Origin of the sequence: Halorussus marinus, assembly GCF_004521895.1 — an archaeon.
GTDB lineage: Archaea > Halobacteriota > Halobacteria > Halobacteriales > Haladaptataceae > Halorussus > Halorussus marinus.
In genome coordinates, this window is sequence record NZ_SBIR01000011.1 from 75,897 (window position 1) to 89,590 (window position 13,694).

The 13,694-nt window shown below is 69.3% G+C and carries 17 protein-coding genes and 1 tRNA gene; 11 read left to right on the plus strand and 7 right to left on the minus strand.

The window, feature by feature from the left end; all coding sequences use genetic code 11:
- The first annotated feature begins 10 nt into the window (after window positions 1-10).
- The gene (locus tag EPL04_RS14340; RefSeq protein ID WP_134671882.1) at window positions 11-490 is read left to right on the plus strand and encodes an Rpp14/Pop5 family protein; all 480 of its coding nucleotides are present in this window, start codon (window positions 11-13) and stop codon (window positions 488-490) included.
- Between the two features lie 4 nt (window positions 491-494).
- Window positions 495-1,259: an archaeal proteasome endopeptidase complex subunit alpha gene (psmA, locus tag EPL04_RS14345; protein WP_134671883.1), complete on the plus strand. Its 765-nt coding sequence runs from the start codon at window positions 495-497 to the stop codon at window positions 1,257-1,259.
- A 70-nt stretch (window positions 1,260-1,329) separates the two neighbouring features.
- Here the strand turns inward: psmA and EPL04_RS14350 are convergent, their stop codons facing one another.
- Together EPL04_RS14350 and EPL04_RS19075 are read right to left on the minus strand one after the other, a co-directional pair.
- The gene (locus EPL04_RS14350) at window positions 1,330-2,127 is read right to left on the minus strand and encodes a succinylglutamate desuccinylase/aspartoacylase domain-containing protein (protein WP_134671884.1); all 798 of its coding nucleotides are present in this window, start codon (window positions 2,125-2,127) and stop codon (window positions 1,330-1,332) included.
- Between the two features lie 45 nt (window positions 2,128-2,172).
- On the minus strand, window positions 2,173-2,835 hold the full coding sequence (locus EPL04_RS19075; protein ID WP_209019637.1) for a DUF7344 domain-containing protein: 663 nt from the start codon (window positions 2,833-2,835) through the stop codon (window positions 2,173-2,175).
- A gap of 215 nt (window positions 2,836-3,050) precedes the next feature.
- Here EPL04_RS19075 and EPL04_RS14360 point away from each other — a divergent pair, with 215 nt between their 5' ends.
- On the plus strand, window positions 3,051-3,635 hold the full coding sequence (locus EPL04_RS14360; RefSeq protein ID WP_134671885.1) for a MaoC family dehydratase: 585 nt from the start codon (window positions 3,051-3,053) through the stop codon (window positions 3,633-3,635).
- Between the two features lie 6 nt (window positions 3,636-3,641).
- Here EPL04_RS14360 and EPL04_RS14365 read toward each other — a convergent pair whose 3' ends face one another.
- The gene (locus EPL04_RS14365) at window positions 3,642-4,832 is read right to left on the minus strand and encodes an MFS transporter (RefSeq protein ID WP_134671886.1); all 1,191 of its coding nucleotides are present in this window, start codon (window positions 4,830-4,832) and stop codon (window positions 3,642-3,644) included.
- Between the two features lie 96 nt (window positions 4,833-4,928).
- Complete coding sequence (locus EPL04_RS14370; RefSeq protein ID WP_134671887.1) at window positions 4,929-5,411, minus strand: DUF309 domain-containing protein; 483 nt, start codon at window positions 5,409-5,411, stop codon at window positions 4,929-4,931.
- Between the two features lie 145 nt (window positions 5,412-5,556).
- On the opposite strand from EPL04_RS14370, the gene sugE reads away from it, so the two are divergent.
- From sugE to EPL04_RS14385, 3 genes are all read left to right on the plus strand, one after another.
- Window positions 5,557-5,877, plus strand: a complete 321-nt coding sequence (gene sugE / locus EPL04_RS14375; protein WP_134671888.1) for a quaternary ammonium compound efflux SMR transporter SugE — start codon at window positions 5,557-5,559, stop codon at window positions 5,875-5,877.
- Window positions 5,878-6,045: 168 nt separating this feature from the next.
- On the plus strand, window positions 6,046-6,303 hold the full coding sequence (locus tag EPL04_RS14380; RefSeq protein WP_134671889.1) for a HalOD1 output domain-containing protein: 258 nt from the start codon (window positions 6,046-6,048) through the stop codon (window positions 6,301-6,303).
- 66 nt (window positions 6,304-6,369) lie between these two features.
- On the plus strand, window positions 6,370-7,140 hold the full coding sequence (locus EPL04_RS14385; protein WP_134671952.1) for a PHP domain-containing protein: 771 nt from the start codon (window positions 6,370-6,372) through the stop codon (window positions 7,138-7,140).
- Between the two features lie 207 nt (window positions 7,141-7,347).
- Here the strand turns inward: EPL04_RS14385 and EPL04_RS14390 are convergent.
- Window positions 7,348-7,431 (minus strand) — tRNA-Leu (locus EPL04_RS14390).
- A 237-nt stretch (window positions 7,432-7,668) separates the two neighbouring features.
- Between EPL04_RS14390 and EPL04_RS14395 the strand changes: the two genes are divergently transcribed.
- The 5 genes from EPL04_RS14395 to EPL04_RS14415 all read left to right on the plus strand — a co-directional run bounded on the left by EPL04_RS14395 (window position 7,669) and on the right by EPL04_RS14415 (window position 11,635).
- Window positions 7,669-8,577, plus strand: a complete 909-nt coding sequence (locus EPL04_RS14395) for a prohibitin family protein (RefSeq protein ID WP_134671890.1) — start codon at window positions 7,669-7,671, stop codon at window positions 8,575-8,577.
- Window positions 8,578-8,604: 27 nt separating this feature from the next.
- A complete protein-coding gene (locus tag EPL04_RS14400; RefSeq protein ID WP_134671891.1) occupies window positions 8,605-9,033 on the plus strand; it encodes a hypothetical protein in 429 nt (142 codons plus the stop codon).
- Between the two features lie 101 nt (window positions 9,034-9,134).
- Entirely contained in the window at window positions 9,135-9,932 is a 798-nt protein-coding gene (locus EPL04_RS14405; RefSeq protein ID WP_134671892.1) for an inositol monophosphatase family protein, read from the plus strand.
- Window positions 9,933-9,996: 64 nt separating this feature from the next.
- Entirely contained in the window at window positions 9,997-10,458 is a 462-nt protein-coding gene (locus EPL04_RS14410; protein WP_134671893.1) for an Lrp/AsnC family transcriptional regulator, read from the plus strand.
- Between the two features lie 52 nt (window positions 10,459-10,510).
- Window positions 10,511-11,635, plus strand: coding sequence for a DUF63 family protein (locus EPL04_RS14415; RefSeq protein WP_134671894.1), 1,125 nt, complete (start codon window positions 10,511-10,513; stop codon window positions 11,633-11,635).
- Here EPL04_RS14415 and EPL04_RS18845 read toward each other — a convergent pair.
- Both EPL04_RS18845 and EPL04_RS14420 read right to left on the minus strand, forming a co-directional pair.
- A complete protein-coding gene (locus EPL04_RS18845; RefSeq protein ID WP_167599487.1) occupies window positions 11,632-11,805 on the minus strand; it encodes a hypothetical protein in 174 nt (57 codons plus the stop codon). The two genes, EPL04_RS14415 and EPL04_RS18845, sit on opposite strands and share 4 nt — an antisense overlap.
- Before the next feature lie 100 nt (window positions 11,806-11,905).
- Window positions 11,906-13,642 carry a YcaO-like family protein gene (locus tag EPL04_RS14420; protein WP_134671895.1) on the minus strand — a complete coding sequence of 579 codons (1,737 nt, stop codon included), beginning with the start codon at window positions 13,640-13,642 and terminating at the stop codon, window positions 11,906-11,908.
- Between the last annotated feature and the right edge of the window lie 52 nt (window positions 13,643-13,694).

The window sequence follows — 13,694 nt, forward strand, 5'->3', positions numbered from 1 at the left end:
ACGAGTACCCGTGAAACACCTCCCGAAGCACCTCCGGCCGCGGTGGCGCTACCTCGCGGTCCGGCTCGACGCCTGGCCCGACGCCGACTTCGACCGCCGCGACTTCCAGCGGTCGGTCTGGTTCGCCGCCCAGAACCTTGTGGGCGACGCCGCCAGCGCCGACGCCGACCTGAAAGTCCTCCGATTTGACTTCGCCGACGGGACCGGGGAGGCCATCGTCAGAGCCCGACGGGGCCACTCGGAGCCGGCACGGGCGGTGCTTGCCTGCATCGACGGGGTTAACGGCGACCCGGTCGGGGTGCGCGTCGTCGGTATAAGCGGTACGGTACGTGCCTGTGAAGAAAAGTATTTACGGCGAGACGGCCAATTTCGTGACGAGAGAAAAGTCGTGTTCGAGGACGCTCGACGCTCCGCAGTCGTCCGAGGCGACCGCCTCGACGTGCGGACCGACGGCGCGTTCGCGGGCGCGACGGAACTCGATTTCGAGTGATACTATGCAGGGACAAGCCCAACAGCAGGCCTACGACCGTGGGATCACCATCTTTTCCCCGGACGGACGGCTCTATCAGGTCGAATATGCCCGCGAGGCCGTCAAACGCGGCACGGCGAGCATCGGCGTCCGAACTGACGACGGCGTCGTGCTGGCCGTGGACAAGCGCATCCGCTCGGAACTCATGGAGCGGACCAGCGTCGAGAAGATTCACAAGGCCGACAACCACATCGGCATCGCCTCGGCGGGCCACGTCGCCGACGCCCGCCAGCTCATCGACTTCGCCCGCCAGCAGGCCCAGGTCAACCGCCTGCGCTACGGCGAGCCCATCGGGGTCGAGACGCTGACGAAGGAGGTCACCGACCACATCCAGCAGTACACGCAGGTCGGCGGCGCGCGCCCGTTCGGCGTCGCGCTCATCATCGGCGGCATCGAGGACGGCGAGCCCCGCCTCTACGAGACCGACCCGTCGGGGACTCCCTACGAGTGGAAGGCGCTGGCGGTCGGCGCCGACCGCGGCGAGCTTCAGGACTACCTCGAAGAGAACTACACCGAGTCGATGGACCTCGACGGCGGCATCGAGCTCGCGCTCCGCGCGCTTGGCTCGGTCAACGACGGCGAACTCAGCCCCGAGGGCGTCGGCGTCGCCACCGTAGACGTCGAGAGCGAGTCGTTCATCGAGCTCTCGAACGACGAGGCCGAGGAGTACCTCGCGGAGCTCGAACTGCTCGGCGGCGGCGACGACGACGAGCAGGAACCCGAGGAGTAACGACCCCTTTCTTCCCGCGGTTTCGACGCCTGCACAGCCGTGGCGCTCCGGATCGAAACGCCGCCGGCGACTACCCCTCCAGAACGCCGATCCGGTCGCTCCGGTAGCCGAAGATGTCCTCGTAGCCGTACGCCGACAGCAGGATGGGGTAGAACGGCTCGTCGGCGACGAGCCGGCGGTCGTCGGCGGCCGCGAACGCCTCGCCGCCCTCGACGCGCTCGAAGTTCTCGGCGAACACCTCGTACTCCGTGGCCGGTGACTTGGAAATCCGGCTGTCGAGTCGGAACACCTCGACGGGGTCGGCCCCCTCGTCCGGGAGCGACTCGCCCGCCGGGAGGACGCCGGTCGCCCGCAGGAACCCGCGGGTCAGCTCGACCGCGTTCTCGGCGGCCTCGGTCGAGCCCTGATAGCCGCACTCGACCTCGACGGTGTGTGGGTACTCGATGAGCCGGCCGTCGGTATCGTTCTGGGTGTCGACGAGCTCCGAGATCGGCAGGTGGGGACAGACCGTTCGGGCGACCGCCCCGACCTCGTCGGTCACCGCGAACGGCTCGCCGTACGACTGGGTGGAGTGGAGCGCGAGCGTAGTGCAGTCGCGGACCTCGCGGGCGAGGTCGGTCGCGAGCCGGCCTTCGTGGGTGTCTGCGTCCGGGTCGCCGGGGAACGCGCGGTTGAGGTCCTCGTCGACGTACCGGACCTCTCGTTCGAGTGCGAGTTCGTTCGCCACGATGAACTTCACGGGGCGCTCGGTCTCGGGGTCGTCGGCCAACAGGCGCTCGACGGCGTGGACGCCGCAGGGCTCGTCGCCGTGGATCGCGGCGACGACCGCCACCTCCGGCGTGCCCTCGCCTAGCTGCTCGATTCGCATCTCCCGGAACAAAGGGCGGTTCGGCGTTTGAGCGTTTCGGAACCGCTACTCGATCGAGGAACACAGCGACCGGACCGCGGGTTCGAGTTCGCGGCCCGCGTCGGTCAGCGCCACGAGGTCTCGCTGTTGGTCGTACGCGACCAGCCCCGCGTCCGAGAGCTTCGGGACGTGGGTGTGGTACAGCGAGAGGTACACCTCCAACACGGTCTGGGCGTCGACCGACGAGAGCGGCCGGCCCCGCTCCTCGACGGTCACCTCGTCGGCGAGGTCCGCAAGCGGGAGGTCGGCGTGTGAGAGTAGCGCCGCGAGGACACACCGCCGACGGAAGTCACCGAGAGCGTCCAACAGCGCGTCGAGGCCGACCTCGGCGAGTTCGTCGAGATCGTCGGTCGCCGCGAGGACGGCTTCGAGGCGGGGCTCGGACCGGTAGCTGACCGTCCGGCTCTCGGCGTCGTAGTCGAGGAAGCCGGCGTCGTCGAGTTTCGGCAGGACCGCGTGGTGGAGGCAGTCGACGTCGACCTCGTCGGCGAGGTCCGCGACGGCGGTCTCGATTCTCTCGCCGTCCGCGCGCTCGGCGAGGTGGTCGAGGAGGCTTCGACAGCGGGCGTCCGCGACCGCGTCGAAGACCGCGTCGGTCGGGGCGTCGGGCTCGGCGCCCCGCGGGCCGGCGTCGGCGAGCATGTCGTATCTGCGTTCGATCGTCGTCACGTAGATCCCTCCGTTTGGACGGGGCGGTCCCCTACGTTCGAACCGTGTTCGGCCGAGATGTATAAGGTGTCGATTTCGCCCGACCGGCTCGATCGGCGGGATCGACGCCGTCGGAGCTCGCGCGATCGACCGACACCGACGTGGCTCACACTTCCGCGAGGAGACCGTTGGCGGCCGCGTGGTACTAAGTGTCGCTGTCGCGTCGGCTCGCACGCATGGCCGAAGACGACACCTCCGAGGGCGACGGCGCCCCGACCGACGACAGGCGGCTCGTCGCCGGCTGGCAGGGCCGCTACTACGAGGACTTCGCGGTCGGCGACGTGTACAAACACCCGTACGGGCGGACGGTGACCGAGACCGACAACGTCTGGTTCACCAACCTGACGATGAACGTCAACCCGATGCACTTCAACGAGGCGTACGCCGCCGACACCGAGTTCGGCGAGCGCCTGGTCGACGGCACGTTCGTCATCGCACTGGCGGTCGGGATGAGCGTCGTCGACGTGTCGGCGAACGCGACCGCGAACCTCGGCTACGACGAGGTTCGCCACCACGCCCCTGTCTACCACGGCGACACCATCTTCGCCGAGAGCGAGGTGCTCGACAAGCGCGAGAGCGACTCGCGGGACCACGTCGGCATCGTCACCACCGAGCTCCGGGCGTACAATCAGGACGACGAGCTGGTGCTCTCGCTGGAGCGGACCCCGATGGTGCTCAAACGCGACCACGTCGAGCCCTCGCCCGCCCGGCCCACCGGCTGGCCCGAGGGCGTCGGCACCCAGCCCGAGGACCTGGAGTGAGCCGGCTCACTCCGCGGCCGGGGTGACGTCGCTCGGGGGCTCGGTCGCGATGACGCGGGCGACGAACCCCGCCGCGACCAGCGCCAGCGCCGCGAGCATGAGCCAGCTCGTCCGATAGCCCACCGCGTCGGCGAGGTAGCCGAACGCCGGCGGCGCGAACAGCGCGCCGCTCGTGAGCGCGAGCTGGCCGCCCGCGGTCGCGCCGCCCATCTCGTCGGCCGAGACCAGCGTCGCCAGACAGGAGTAGTAGACGCCGGTACATCCGAGGATGAAACAGCCGAGGACGACGAACGCGCCGGCCGCGAGGAGTCGCCGGTCGACGACCGCGACGCCGACGAACGAGGCCGCGCTCAGAAGCGACTGGACGAGCAGGACCGCGCCGATACGCCTGCGGGGGTCGCCCGGCAACGCGTCGCTCAGCCAGCCGGTGACGACCCGGCCGACGCTCCCCGAGACCTGCACCGCCGCGAGCACGAGCCCGCCGAAGGCGACCGACGCGCCGACCGACTCCTCGACGTAGATGATCGTGTACCCGGTGGTGGTGAACAGCCCGGCGCCCAGACAGACGCCGGCGCCGGCGAGCGCCCGGTAGGGCCGATTCGACGCGAGCCGCCGGAAGTCGGGGTAGCTCGCCTCGCCGGCGCCCCCGGAGCCCCGGTAGACCGCCCAGAAGGCCGCCGCGACCGCCAGCCCGCCGGCCGCCGCGACGTAGAAGCCCGCCTCCCAGTACAGGACGCCCGCGATGCCGGTGACCAGTAGCGCGCTCGCGCCGCTCCCGGCGGTGACGCCGACCTGCTTGATCCCGACCGCGAGGTTCTGGCGGCCGGGCGGCGTGGTGTCGAAGATCGCCTTGTTCGTCCCGGGCATCGCGGTGCCGTACAGCGACCCGAGCAGGAAGGTGCTGACCAGCAGGGTCGGGTACGACCACGATCCGGTGACGAGGATCGCGCCCGTCGAGAGCCCGAGCAGGCCGGCGGTGAGCGTCCGGCGCTCGCCGTACCGGTCGGTGATGGCCCCCAACGGGAGCAGAAACGCCGCGTAGCCGAGGGTCAGCGACGTGACCACCAGACCGACTTCGGTCCCCGAGAGCCCGAACCGATCGCGGAAGAACGGCGTCGCCGCGAACACGGCGTAGTAACAGACGCTGGCCGCCAACTGCCAGACGAAGACCAGCGACACGACGCGATACAGACCCATCTACTCCGGCGAAGGTCTGGGACCGGCTAAAGCGGTCCGGTCGCGGAACCGCTCGCGCGGTCTGGCCCGACCGCGCGGCCGCCTCGCCCGGCGCGATCAGTCGAGCGCCTCGGCGTACTCGAAGTCCGTGGGGCCGGCTTCGGGGCGATCGCCGTCGAGGCGAATCGCCCACCCCTCCAGCGCGGCGGGATCGTCGAGCGCGTTCGTCGCCGTCGCTCGCACGTCGGTCACGTCCACGCCGTAGAAGTCCGAGGGCACGCCGTGGAGGTACTGCAGGGCGGTCTCGAACAGCGACCGCATGCCGGCGTCGTCCTCGAAGTCGAAGTGCTTGTACGCCCCCGCCGCGATCTGGACCATCCCGTGGCAGAACTGCGATTCGGGCGCGCCCGTCCCGTAGTTGTACCACTCGTCCTCGAAGCAGTCGTGGGCCTCGTGGAACGCGCCGGCGTTGAACAGCCGAACGCCGTGTATCGTCGCCCGGCGGAGCGTGCCGTGCTCCCACCGGCGCTCGTCGGGGCGCCACCCCGACGGTTCGCCGGCGGGCGGGCCGACCGTCCGATCGCGGGTGTGGTCGTCCATAGTCGGCGTACGCGTCGGAGCCGGATACCGTCGTCGGACTCCGAGCGACCCGTTCGGGGCTCCGAGGCGGGGAGCCGGCGTCGGGCGAGGGGCCGGGCCGTCTCGAAGAGCAAACTATACGCCCGGGCCGGCCCGAGACGGCGGTATGTCGTGGACCACGCTGGTCGTGGCGGGACTGTTCGAAGTGGCGTGGGCGGTCGGGCTGACCTACTCGGAGGGGTTCACGAACCTCCGGGCGTCGGTCGCGACTCTGCTCGCGCTCGCGATCAGTATGGGACTGCTCGCCCGCGCGGTCGAGACGCTCCCGGTCGGGACGGCGTACGCGGTCTGGACCGGCATCGGCGCGGTGGGGACCGCGATTCTGGGGATCGTGCTGTTCGAGGAGTCGGCCGACCCGGTCCGGCTCGGCTTCGTCGGCGTCATCGTCGTCGGCATCGTCGGCCTGCACGCCACGTCCGGACACTGACGCGGGGGTTCCGTTTTCGACTCGAACGAACTCAGACGCAGTGACCCCCGACTGTCGACGCCTGCGAAGCGAGGTACGACGGCCGACGCCGGGACTCGCGGCGAGAGTGGTTGGCTCGGTTTCACTCTCCGATACGTTTTAGGACGCCCGTTCTGTACCCCTCGGACAATGCAAGCAGCACGCGCACCACTCGACAGCGACGACAGCGTCAGCCAGTGCGTCGTCGAGGCGGTCGCAGAGGCCGAGGGGGTCGCGCCGACGGAGCTCTCGCCGCCGCTCTACGAGGTCGTCGACCCCGACGCGCTCGATCGACTGTTCGCTCCCCGACCGGCGCCGTCCGGCGGTCGTGTCGTCTTCTCCTACAACGACTACGAAGTCATCGTCGACGCCGCGGGTGACGTCTCGGTCTCGGCGGCCGACGCCTGAGTTCTCGGTCCCGGCTCGTCCCGAATAGCTACGTTCCTCCCGTTCGAAGGGGCGAGCGTGTCGGTCATCCACGACTACCACGTCCACTCGAACTACTCCGACGGCTCGGGCATGCCCCTGATGGTCGCGGCCGCGGCCGACGCCGGCCTCTCGGCGGTCGGGTTCGCCGACCACTGCAACGTCGCCGAGCGCGACCGGCTGATCCGCGCGAAACGCGAGTACGGCTTCAACCTCGATCGGACCTACCCGCTCCGGCGCGAGGGCATCGAACTGCTCCGCGAGCGAGCCGACCTCGACGTCTACGACGCCGTCGAACTCGACTACGCGCCCCGCGACGAGGACGATATTGCGACCTTCCTCGACGAAGCGGGCTTCGACTACGCGATCGGTAGCGTCCACCGGGTCGGCGACGCAAACGTCCAGCGCAGTCGGCCGTTCGAGGACAAGTCGCGGGCCGAGCGCCGCGCGGTGGTCGACGACTACTACCACCGACTCGTCGACCTGATCGACTCGGAGCTGTTCGAGATCGCCGCCCACGTCGATCTGATCGAGCGGACGCCGGAGCTCCGCGGGTACACGACCGACGACCACCGCACGATGGTCGCCGACGCGTTCGAGCGCTCCCGGACCGTCCCGGAGCTGAACGCCGGGCGAGTGCTCGACGACTACGGCGCGTTCCACCCCGAACCGGGGTTCCGGGAGACGCTCCGGGAGCGCGGCGTGGCGTTCGTCGCCGGCTCCGATTCGCACGCCCCCGGCGAGCTTCGGGACCGGATTCCGGCGATCGCCGAGGCGTTCGACGCCCGGGACGCCGAGCCGGCCACTCTGTTCGAGTGAGAACGCCGTCGCTCGCCCAGCGGCGCCGAAAGGAAGTTGCGAGGGCCCGCGTGGGCCGAGTTTTGCGAGGGAAGAGCGCCCCCTGAGGGCGTCTTCTGCACTCGTGTGAGTGCGAGGGAAGGGATTTGAACTTCAGCCGGACTACGTCCGACAGCGTTCAAATCCCTTCCGTCGTGCAGTCACGCGCTCACTGTCTTCGCGCGGACATGCGAGGGAAGGGATTTGAACCCTTGGACCCCTACGGGAGCGGATCTTGAGTCCGCCGCCGTTTCCAGGCTTGGCTACCCTCGCACGCACGACGACGTACGCGCTTTGCGGGTTTTAACCCCTGTGTTTCGATTCGGTGGGCCGTCTGGGGACGTCGGGCTGGGTCGCCCGACGTCGTTTTCGCGGAGGCCGACCCCGTTCCGGTATTCAGGACCCGCCGCGGGAGTCGAGTCGGACCGTCCGCCGTCCTCCGAACGTAGACCTGATAATATCGGTAAGTAGCCAGAATTATATGCGTTTGATTCCCACGCCGACACGAAGATGAGCAGTGACCCTCCAATCGACACCGGCGGACTCGCTCAGTCCGCCACGGTAATCGGTCTCGTACTAGTGCTTATCGTCTCGCTTATCGGCGGCGTGATGGCGTTCGAAGGCGTAGACGAAGGCGAAGTGAAGGTCGTCAAGAATCAGGGCGCGGTGACGGGCGACATCCTCGAACCCGGCTGGCACTTCATCACGCCCCTCGTCGAGGGCGTCGTCAGCGTCCCCACCCGACCTCAGACCTATACGATGAGCCACCAGAGCGGCGAAGGAGCTAACGCGGCTCAGGACGACTCGGTGCGCGTCCTCACGCAGGACGGCCTGCACGTCGATATTGACGTGACCGTCCGCTACCGGGTCACGCCCCGCGACGCGCCGCGGTTCCACGAGGAGTATCGGGACCTCCCGACCGCCGAAACGCGGCTCATCCGCCCGACGGTCCGGTCGGTCCTGCGCACCGAAGGCGGGAACATCGACGTGACCGACATCTACACCGGCGAAGGGCAGACGCGGCTCAAAATCGCGGTCGAACGGGCGCTCAAGAACGAGACCGGTGGCGGCGGTATCGTCATCGAGAGCGTCCAGATCCGGAACGTCCGACTCCCCGACGAGTACGCCAAATCCATCGAACAGAAGAAGGTCAAACAGCAGAAGATCGAGGAAGCAGAGTACGAGATCGAGGTCGCCGAGAAGAACAAAGAGCGTCAGGTCATCGAGGCCGAGGCCGAGTCCGAACAGATTCGGATCAAGGGCGAGGCGCTCCGGGAGAACCCCGAAGTGCTCGATCTCCGGTATATCGAGGCGCTCCGCGAGAACAACAACACGATCTACGTCCCGGCCGAGGGCGGGGTCACTCTCACGCGCGACGTGACCGACGACGCCAGGTCCGGGAACCAGAGCGAAAGCTGACGGACAGACGAACACGGGAGCTTCGAGATGCGACGATACCTTACGTTCGCGCTGGTCACCGCCGTCGCGTTCGCGCTGTTAGCGGCGATGGCCCGCGTCTCGGGCTTTCTGTTGGTACCGCTCCTCCTCGCGGCTCTCCTCGGGCTCGGATACGTGGGCGTCCGGATCGCGACCGGGACGTCGTCGCCCTACCCGCGGATCGCCTCGGGCGTGGTCGAGCGGACCGAGTCGACACCGATTCGGCTCTCCGAAGAGACTCCCTGTGATTCCTGCACCGACTGGGAGGGGCCGGGCGAGCGCCGCATCACGCATCGAGAGGTCGTCTTTCTGGGCGTCCCGCTGGTGCGGCTCTCGACGACGCGGACGGTCCTCTGTGAGGTGTGTGCCGATCCGCTCGCGACCGTCGAGGACCCGACCCGGGACGCGATCGACCGCGAACTCGAACGCGATCGGTGAGACGCCGTCGCGGGGCGGCGATACGACGGGGCTCCGGGACGTCGGACCGCCCGGTATTTCGAACCGACAACGCTTTTCCCGACACGCTCTACCGCTGGCACATGAGCGACGCCCAGACCGACCCCCGACTCGCGGTCGCCGAGCGCGCGGCGCGAGCGGGCAGCGAGGTCGCCGCCGAGGGGTTCCGCGACGACATCGACGTCGAGATCAAGTCGGGCAAGACCGACGTGGTCACCGAGGCCGACCGGGCCGCCCAGCGACGGGTCATCGAGGTCATCCGCGAGGAGTACCCCGACGACGCCGTCGTCGGCGAGGAGGAAGACGAACTCAAAGCGGTGCCCGAGGCCGGCGACGTCTGGATCATCGACCCGATCGACGGCACGAACAACTTCGTGCGGTCGACGCCCCTCTGGACGACCAGCGTCGCGGCGGTCCGGGACGGCGAACCGGTCGCGGCCGCCAACGTCTCGCCGGCGCTCGGCGACACCTACCTCGCGGGCCCCGACGGGACGCGGCGCAACGGCGAGCCCGCGTCGGTCAGCGACAAGACCGACCCCGAGACGTTCGCGGTCGCGCCCACGATCTGGTGGGACTTCGACCGCCGCGACGAGTACGCCGCCGTCTGCCGGGAGATCGTCGAGCGGTTCGCCGACATGCGCCGGCTGGGGTGTGCCCAACTCACCCTCGGGATGGTCGCCACTGGCGGGCTCGAAGGCGCGATCACGAACGTCGTCCCGAACCCGTGGGACACGGTGGCCGGCGTCTACATGATCCGGCAGGCCGGCGGGGTCGTCACCGACCTCGACGGCGAGCCGTGGCGACACGACAGCGAGGGGCTGGTGGCTTCGAACGGTGAAGCCCACGAGGAACTGCTCGCGGCCGCCCGAAACGTCCCATAAGGAATCGCTCGAGACCGCGGCCTGAATCTAAGGATATTTAGTCTGAAAGAATCAGATACTACGTATGGAACTCGACGACACCGATCGTGCGATACTGGAAGCGCTGCAGGAGAACGCGAGAACGCCGTTCAGCGAGATCGCGCGCCGGATCGACATGTCGAGCGCGACGGTTCACGATCGGGTCAACCGAATGGAGGAAGCGGGGGTCATCGAGGGGTACCACGCGAAGGTCGACCCGAAGGCGCTCGACTACGGCATCTCGTCGATCGTCGGGCTTCAGGTCGAGCAGGGCCAAGAGCAAGAGACCCTGGAGCGACTCGAAGACATTCCTGGCGTCCAGGAGGTCCACCTCACCACCGGATCGTGGGACGTTCTGATGCGCGTCTACGCCGAGGACGCCGACGAACTCCGCCGGCTCATGTTCGACAACGTCGCCCAGATGGAGGGGTTCGCCCGCTCGCAGACGATGGTGATCCTCGGGACCCCCTACGAGGCCGAGGAGCTCCCGGTCGACGGCGTCGAGTGATCCGACGGCCGATACCGGAACCGTAAAACCGCCCCGATACGCCACCTAACCCATGGTCACCGCTATCGAAGAGCTTGATTCCGAGCGGCTCTGGGTCGGCGCGGTCGCGGCCCTGCTGGTCGCGCTGATCGGCGGGTCGATCGCGTTTCCCGAGCGGGTCTACTACGGGTTCGTCTGGCACTACTTCTGGGGGCCGGTGCTGGCGGACGCACAGAGCGCGGCGTGTGCGGTCTACGCCGACGGATCGACGACGTACCTCTCCGACGCCGCGTCGTGTGCGGCCGCGGCCGAACCGGTCGCGTACCCCGGCTACACGATCGTCTCCGAGATCGGCTACGCGGTGACGCTGCTGGTCGCGTTGATCGGCGTGGTGTTTCTGCTGCGCCGACTCGACGTCGGCCGGGACCGCGAGCTGTTCTACGCGCTGTTCCCCTACATGCTGGTCGGCGGCGCGCTACGCGTGGTCGAGGACGCGTTCGACGCCGTGCCCGAGGGCGTCGACATCGCGATCGCGTTCCCGTGGAACACGCTCATCATCAGCCCCGTGATCTACTTCACGATGTTCGCGATCACGCTGGTCGCGCTCGTCGCCAGCGTCCGGCTGACCGGCGGCGACGCGAACTACCGCTATCCGCTCGCGGGCGTCGGCACCGCACTGCTCGCGGTCATTCTCGGCTATCTCACCTTCCTCGCGTTCACGACCGACTACGTCCAGTTCTACCCCCAGATCACGGCCGTCGTCGTGGTCGCGGCGACGCTTTTGACCGCCGGCGTCTGGTGGGCGATCGAGCGCTACGCCCCCCAGATCAACCGCGGCACCCGGAACATGGGCATCGTGGTCCTCTGGGCCCACACCGTCGACGGCGTGGCGAACGTGGTCGGGATCGACTGGGCGCGCGAACTCGGCCTGCCCGCCGATCTGGTCCCCAAACACCCCGTCAACCGCGCGCTGATCGGCGTCGGCGAGCAGTTCCCCGAGGCGGTCCAGCAGGTCATCGGAACCGCGTGGCCGTTCCTGATCGTGAAGCTGATCGCCGCGGTGTTCGTCATCTGGGTGTTCGACGAGCGCATCTTCGAGGAGAGCCCGCGCTACGCGATCTTGCTACTCATCGCCATCGTCGCGGTCGGGCTCGGCCCCGGGAGCCGGGACATGCTCCGGGCGACGTTCGGCATCTAAGGTTCCAGGCGTCTGAGCGCGGCCTCCGGGAAGTAGCGCCCGCCGCAACTGGGACACTCCGCCACCTCGATTTCCGTCTCGCCCCCGAATCCGAGCCGCTGGGCCGCTACCGTCCGTCTGGCGAGCGACTCGTCGCACTGGACACAGCCGAGGTCGAACTCGGTCGTCATCGGTCCCCCTTCGGCGGCCGGCGCAGAACGATCCGTGCCATACGCTACCAGCCACAACGGGCGGGACGATAAAACTCCCCGACGTCCGGAGTCGACTTGCTCAGGGGTACGGGTGGAACGGGCGGTCGGGTCGGAACTCGAACCCGAGCGCCGCGGGCACCTCGCGGGCGCGCTCGCCGAAGAACGACTCGCCGGTGAAAAGCGGCTGGGCCTCCGGAACGAGCGTTCGCACCGCCTCGAAGTCCAGTCGCTCGACGTCCCGTGTGGTCGTTGACGCGGCGTAGGCCGACAGGTCGGCGTCCGCGAGCCTGTCGAGGACGGCGTCGAGTTCGGCGAGGCCCTCGGGCGGGTCCGCGGGGCCGACGCTGGCGCTCGGGACGGTCGTCTCGGTCCGGACGAACTCGCGGGCGGCCTCGGGGAAGTCGGCGTACCGGCCGATCGCGCCGTCCTCGTCGGCGGCGTCGGCCTCGCCCATCGAGCGCAGTTCCATCCAGTTTTGGAGCGCCTCGGCCAGCGCCGACGCCGCGGCCGCGTCCGGGTCGAGGTCGGCGTCGGATCCGACCGCGAACCGGGGCCACGCCCCCTCGCGGTGGACCGCGACCGCGACCACCGGCACGTCGACGTTTTGGGTGACCAGCAGGGGCGTCACGTCGAGGCCCTCGGCCCGGGCGCGCTTCGCGAGCGCGTCGAACCGTTCGGTGTCGACCGCGAGCCCGAGCGGTTCGAACGTCGAGTACCACGCCAGCATGGTCGCGTCGCGCTCGATCGCCTCGTAGAGCCCGGACAGCGTCGCCTCGACCCCGGAGTTGCCGAGCCCGAGCCCGGTCGTGATCGAGGGCCTGTGGCGGACGTCCGGGGGCGGGAAGTGGACGAACTCGGCGGGGAGCGCGACCGGGTCGCCGGTCTGCAGGTCCTCGCCGTCGACCCACGCGAGTTCGTCGTCCGGGCCGGGGTCGGTCCACCCGTCGGGGCGGACGAACGCCGCGGGCGGAACCGGCGCGTCGAGGTCGACCGACCGGGCGATCCGGAACGACGACTCGCGGTAGACGCCCGCGGCGTACCGTTCGAGCGCCTCGCCGAGCGCCTTCATCAGCGCCTCGTTCCAGTCGACGGCGACCCCGGCGGCCTGCTCGGCCGATCGCGCGTCGCTGAAACCGGTCGTGTCCGCGAGGGTCGCCAGGTAGTACGGCGCGGGGAACGACTCGGCCTCGCCGAGCGTCGAGACGATGCCGACCCGGTCGTCGACCGCCAGTTCGGCGCGTGTCAGCGACGCCTCGAGGGTCGCGTCGACGAACTCGCGATCCAGCCCGGGCTCGACCTCCGGGTCGGCGCCACAGATCGAACAGCCCGGAACCGGAAGCAGGCGCCGCTCGGCGTGGGGGACTTCGAGGACGCCGCCGAGGACCGCCGAGTCCTCGCCGTCGAGGAGCCTCGCCGCCTCTCGGCCGGCGAGCGCGCCCGCAAACCGGGCGGTGGCCGGCGCGGTCCCGGCGCCCGACTCGGCGTCTCCGTCGTCGGCGTTCGCCGCCACGCGCGCTTCGAGGCACTCGTAACAGGCCGTCCGGACTGTGAACCCCGAAACCGCGGCGTCGACGGCCGATATCGGCCGACCGCCGACACCGCCCAGCTCGACGGCGAGCCACGGCGTCTCGCCCGCCCGGGCCGCGCGGTTCGCCCGCGAAAACGCGGGGGCGCCGGCGTCGTCGACGACCACGCCGAAGTCGGCGCGGCCGAGCTGTTCGGGGTCGAGCGCGACGATTTCGGCCCCGTCGATCGCCGCGCGAACGGCCTCGACCGCGCGACCGGCGCCCGCGATTCCGACGGTCGGTGTGCTCATGGGTCGACGGACGGACCCGGGGACCGAAAAGACCGGTGCTATCGCTCGGAGG

Excerpts from the sequence above, each read along its gene's own strand:
- sugE (WP_134671888.1), top strand. The coding sequence starts at position 5,557 with ATGTCGTGGACCACGCTGGTCGTGGCGGGACTGTTCGAAGTGGCGTGG.
- EPL04_RS14370 (WP_134671887.1), bottom strand. The coding sequence starts at position 5,411 with ATGGACGACCACACCCGCGATCGGACGGTCGGCCCGCCCGCCGGCGAA.
- EPL04_RS14400 (WP_134671891.1), top strand. The coding sequence starts at position 8,605 with ATGCGACGATACCTTACGTTCGCGCTGGTCACCGCCGTCGCGTTCGCG.
- EPL04_RS14410 (WP_134671893.1), top strand. The coding sequence starts at position 9,997 with ATGGAACTCGACGACACCGATCGTGCGATACTGGAAGCGCTGCAGGAG.
- EPL04_RS14420 (WP_134671895.1), bottom strand. The coding sequence starts at position 13,642 with ATGAGCACACCGACCGTCGGAATCGCGGGCGCCGGTCGCGCGGTCGAG.
- EPL04_RS14360 (WP_134671885.1), top strand. The coding sequence starts at position 3,051 with ATGGCCGAAGACGACACCTCCGAGGGCGACGGCGCCCCGACCGACGAC.
- EPL04_RS14395 (WP_134671890.1), top strand. The coding sequence starts at position 7,669 with ATGAGCAGTGACCCTCCAATCGACACCGGCGGACTCGCTCAGTCCGCC.
- EPL04_RS14380 (WP_134671889.1), top strand. The coding sequence starts at position 6,046 with ATGCAAGCAGCACGCGCACCACTCGACAGCGACGACAGCGTCAGCCAG.
- EPL04_RS18845 (WP_167599487.1), bottom strand. The coding sequence starts at position 11,805 with ATGACGACCGAGTTCGACCTCGGCTGTGTCCAGTGCGACGAGTCGCTC.
- psmA (WP_134671883.1), top strand. The coding sequence starts at position 495 with ATGCAGGGACAAGCCCAACAGCAGGCCTACGACCGTGGGATCACCATC.
- EPL04_RS14350 (WP_134671884.1), bottom strand. The coding sequence starts at position 2,127 with ATGCGAATCGAGCAGCTAGGCGAGGGCACGCCGGAGGTGGCGGTCGTC.
- EPL04_RS14405 (WP_134671892.1), top strand. The coding sequence starts at position 9,135 with ATGAGCGACGCCCAGACCGACCCCCGACTCGCGGTCGCCGAGCGCGCG.
- EPL04_RS14365 (WP_134671886.1), bottom strand. The coding sequence starts at position 4,832 with ATGGGTCTGTATCGCGTCGTGTCGCTGGTCTTCGTCTGGCAGTTGGCG.
- EPL04_RS14415 (WP_134671894.1), top strand. The coding sequence starts at position 10,511 with ATGGTCACCGCTATCGAAGAGCTTGATTCCGAGCGGCTCTGGGTCGGC.